The organism is Pseudonocardia sp. ICBG601, from assembly GCF_020496245.1.
Genome location: NZ_JAHLJA010000203.1, coordinates 1 through 3,845, shown reverse-complemented (window position 1 = coordinate 3,845; position 3,845 = coordinate 1). Strand labels below are relative to the sequence as shown.

4 protein-coding genes and 2 pseudogenes are annotated in these 3,845 nt (G+C 69.8%); 4 read left to right on the top strand and 2 right to left on the bottom strand.

The window, feature by feature from the left end; all coding sequences use genetic code 11:
- The 4 genes and pseudogenes from KPL57_RS60355 to KPL57_RS71205 all read left to right on the top strand — a co-directional run.
- Window positions 1–630 (top strand): annotated as a pseudogene (locus KPL57_RS60355) (hypothetical protein); the annotation flags it as partial.
- Window positions 631–979: 349 nt separating this feature from the next.
- The gene (locus tag KPL57_RS60350) at window positions 980–1,249 is read left to right on the top strand and encodes a hypothetical protein (RefSeq protein ID WP_226358777.1); all 270 of its coding nucleotides are present in this window, start codon (window positions 980–982) and stop codon (window positions 1,247–1,249) included.
- Window positions 1,246–1,647, top strand: a complete 402-nt coding sequence (locus KPL57_RS60345; protein ID WP_226358778.1) for a hypothetical protein — start codon at window positions 1,246–1,248, stop codon at window positions 1,645–1,647. The genes KPL57_RS60350 and KPL57_RS60345 overlap by 4 nt, the downstream gene beginning before the upstream one ends.
- A gap of 238 nt (window positions 1,648–1,885) precedes the next feature.
- Window positions 1,886–2,839 (top strand): DUF3631 domain-containing protein, encoded by a 954-nt coding sequence (locus KPL57_RS71205; protein WP_226358894.1) that lies wholly within the window; start codon window positions 1,886–1,888, stop codon window positions 2,837–2,839.
- Between the two features lie 214 nt (window positions 2,840–3,053).
- Here KPL57_RS71205 and KPL57_RS73355 read toward each other — a convergent pair whose 3' ends face one another.
- Window positions 3,054–3,419, bottom strand: coding sequence for a helix-turn-helix domain-containing protein (locus KPL57_RS73355; RefSeq protein ID WP_374203958.1), 366 nt, complete (start codon window positions 3,417–3,419; stop codon window positions 3,054–3,056).
- A pseudogene (locus tag KPL57_RS60330) lies at window positions 3,332–3,639 on the bottom strand (recombinase family protein); the annotation flags it as partial. The gene KPL57_RS73355 and the pseudogene KPL57_RS60330, both read right to left, overlap by 88 nt.
- Window positions 3,640–3,845: the final 206 nt, after the last annotated feature.

Here is a 3,845-nt window from a genome sequence, read left to right as displayed (position 1 = left end):
CGGGCGGTGGCGAAAGTCCTGTCGAACCGGGCGTGTTTCGCCATCGCCGATCACCAGGGCAACGACGCGATCCTCGGCACCGGCAAACACACCGCCGGGATCACCGCCACCACCCTGCAACCCATGACCGTGGGCAGCGACGGCACCGTGGACCTCGGGGACCTCGGCACCGCCATGACATCCGGGTTCACCAGCCGGGACGGGCTGATGCGCTGCTTCTACATCCAACGCGGCAACGGCGTCGACGAGCTGACACCGATCGTCGAGCGGGCGGTGAAGCTGCGGGAAGAGGCCGGGCTCGCCACCGGAGCAGCGACCGCCCCGGCACCGCCGCCTCGCCGGGACCTTCTGGAGGACCTGCTCCACGTCCTCACCGAGGCGGGCGCGAAGCGGATGCGCACCCAGGAAGCGCTCGCGCTGCTCGCCGAACTCGACCGCGCCCACTACGGGACCTGGACCTTCGAACGCCTCGCCGACGCACTCCCCGACGGGGCGAAGCCCTACAAGACCGGCGGCACCAAACAGGTCTCCACCGACCGCATCGCAGAAGCCCTCACCGACCGCAACACACCCACCGATCCTGTCACCGACAGTGACGAATGGGGCGAAGGGTCCGACGACCTGAGCTGAGGGACCCCCTCAGGGACCCGGGAGGGACCCAGGGAGTTCTCCCTCCCGGGTCCCCGACGGGTCCCTCCCCAACCTGACCTGCACTGACAGTCACCCAGGGACCCCAGGGACCCACCCCCTCCAGCACCTCTGAAACCCGCAGTTGAGCAGGGACGGGAGCACTTCGGCGCCTCCCTCCCTCCCCTTCGCCATGCCGAAAACAGGAGCCCCCATGACCACACACAGTCACCACTCTCCTGGACTACCGGAACCACCGGCAACACCTGCAGCACCTGACCCGCTCCCGTGTCGAGCCCTGGCAGTCCCGATCCCGCGCCTGCCCCACCCGGATCGGGCCGACGCGCTGGAGGTGATCAGCTTCGTCGACCCGGCCGTGCTGGCCGCCGTCCTCGGACGAGCCCAGCCGACCGCACCGCTGCTCGTCGCCGCCCGCGTGGGCGTGGAGGTCGCCGACCTGCGCCACGCCCGCTGGGTCGCGTTGCGCGACGCCAGCAAGCAGGTCTCGGTCGCCTACACCGCTGCCGGGCTCGCCCGACAGCCGTCCCTCGCGGAGTTGATGCGGCGCCGGTATCCGCCCCACGGCGACCCGGCCCGGTGGGCACGTGGGGACGCGGCATGAGCACCACCGCAGCCCCACAGCTGGTCGTGGGCAAGTCGACCCGGACCACAGCCCGCCCCAGCGGGCGAGGACCGGAAGCGACGCGGCAGCACCGCCCTTCCCCCGCGCACCGGCCGCCCCGGATGTCGCGGCTGGCGGTCCAGGTCGCCGACGGCCGCGAACTCGCCGTCCTCGTCGACGGGCCCTGGCGTGGGCGCTGGTACTGGGCCGACGACCTGGCAGCCATGCAGGACGCGTCTCGCCGCTACCCGGACGGCCATCCGGCCGCCGAGCTCCGCGCCTACGCCCCGACCGAGACCTGGACCGAGCACCCGCACGAGCCCGAGGTGACCGGACGCCTCTGGCGACACCACCCGAGCACCGCACCCGCCGCCACCACCTCCAGGAGGACCGCGTGAACACCCACGACGACCAGGTTCCCGCAGGTCAGGGCGAAGGTTCCGAATCCGGCACCTTCACCCCACCACCGACCAACAGCACCAGTAGCGACGTCGACGGGGCGGTGATCCTCGACGACCTGGAGACCGCGCTGCGCCGCTACGTCGCCCTCCCCTCCGACGCCGCCGTCGTCGGGGTCGTGCTCTGGATCGCCGCCACCCACGCCCAACCCGCCTGGGCCACGCACCACGCCTGGTCGTGCGGGCACCGGAGAAGCGCTGCGGGAAATCCCGCCTCCTCGACGTCGTCGAAGGCGCCTGCCACCAGCCGTTCATCACCGTCAACGCCACACCGGCAGCGGTCTACCGCTCCATCACCGCCGACCCACCCACGATGCTCGTCGATGAGGCCGACACGATCTTCGGACCCGCAGCCACCGGCCACGAAGACCTCCGCGGACTCCTGAACGCCGGACACCAACGCAACCGGCCCGCCAAGCGCTACGACCTCGCCAAAAACCGCGTCGAGTCGATCTCGACGTTCGCCATGGCAGCGCTGGCCGGGATCGGACGCATGCCCGACACCATCGAAGACCGCGCCATCGTCGTCCAGATGCGCCGCAGAGCCCCCGGAGAACAGGTGGCGCCCTACCGGCACCGACGCGACCGGCCACGCCTCCAGAAGCTCGCTGAGCGGCTGCACAGCTGGCTCCGCAACGACCTATCGGTCTTGGAGGCGGCTGAGCCGGTGATGCCGGTCGAGGACCGGGCCGCTGACACCTGGGAACCACTCATCGCCATCGCCGACCACGCCGGAGGCCACTGGCCCGAACGCGCCCGCCAAGCCATCCTCGCCCTCCAAGAGGACAGTGCCGGGGATGACCGGTCCGAACGCATCCGGCTCCTCGCGGACTGCCATGCGGCGTTCGGGGACGAGCAGGCGTTGCCGACGATGCGGCTGCTCCAGCAGCTCCGGGCTGATCCGGAGGCGCCGTGGGCGGACTACGGGCCACGCGGCGAAGGACTCACCGCCATGCGCCTCGGGAAGCTCCTCGCCGAGTACGACATCCAGTCCACGCAAATGCGGCTCCCTGGGCTCGGGAAGGTCAGGTGCTACCAGCGTGACGTGTTCGGCGACGCGTGGCGGCGCTACACCCCTGATCTGGTCACCGACAGTGCTGAACAAGGAGGCGCGGGGCCAGGCGAGGCATAACCGCTGGTCAGGATGCGGTAAGGGCGGCCTTCGGCTTGCGTGAGCGTGTTGTTCGTTGAGGGGGTGTCCCGGCTTGAGCCGGGACACCCCCTCAAGCCGGGACAGGGAAAAAGCGCATGTGACCTGCTGGAACGCTCAATGTGTCCCGGCTGTCCCGGCTTGCCCCGGCTTGGGGCGCCGGTAAGGGAGTTGTCACCAGCCGCAAACGAGTCGATCATTGCTGGTCAGCGGGTTTATTTTCGGTGAGGTTGCGGTAGAGGGTGGCGCGGCTGACGCCGAACGCGGCTGCGATCTGGTCGGCGGTCTGGCCGGTGTCGAGGGCGGCCTGGGCCGCGGCGAGCTGGTTGGGGTCGAGTTTGCGGGGTCGGCCGGGCAGTTTGCCCGTGGCTGCGGTGGCCTCCGCGGGCGTGGGCGGCGCGTTCGCGCATGAACACTCGTTCCATGTGTGGCGAACAGCGCCAGTAGCGCGACGGCGAGTTCGGCCATCGGCGAGTCGTCGGTGGTGTCGATCGGGATCGGGTCCTTCAGGGTCTTGATCCCGATGCCCTGCTCGCGCAGCTCGTGCACGACGTTGAGGCATTCGCGCAGATTGCGGCCGAGTCGGTCGAGGTGGTCGCGATGATCGTGTCGCCGGAGCGGGCGTAGCGGCGCAGCTCGGTGAAGCCGGGCCGGTCGATGGTGGCGCCGGTCTTCTTGTCGGTGTAGATCCGCTCGTCGGGTATGCCGTGGTGGCCCAGGGCGTCGAGCTGTCGTTCGAGGTCCTGGTGTGTGGTCGAGACGCGGGCGTAGCCCAGTTCCATCACGTCACCGTCCTGGCCTGGTCCCGGTCGGCATCCAGGGCGGCGGCGATCCGCGGGTCGGTAATGGCGGACTCGCCGGTCATGATCGTCTCGTTTCCTCCCGCAACTGTCTCATAAGTTTACCATGTGGCCGTGTTTCGAGGCGGTGTTTCGGACGTTAGATTGTGAGACAGCGTGACCTGGGGTGATGTCGATGTCCGAACTCG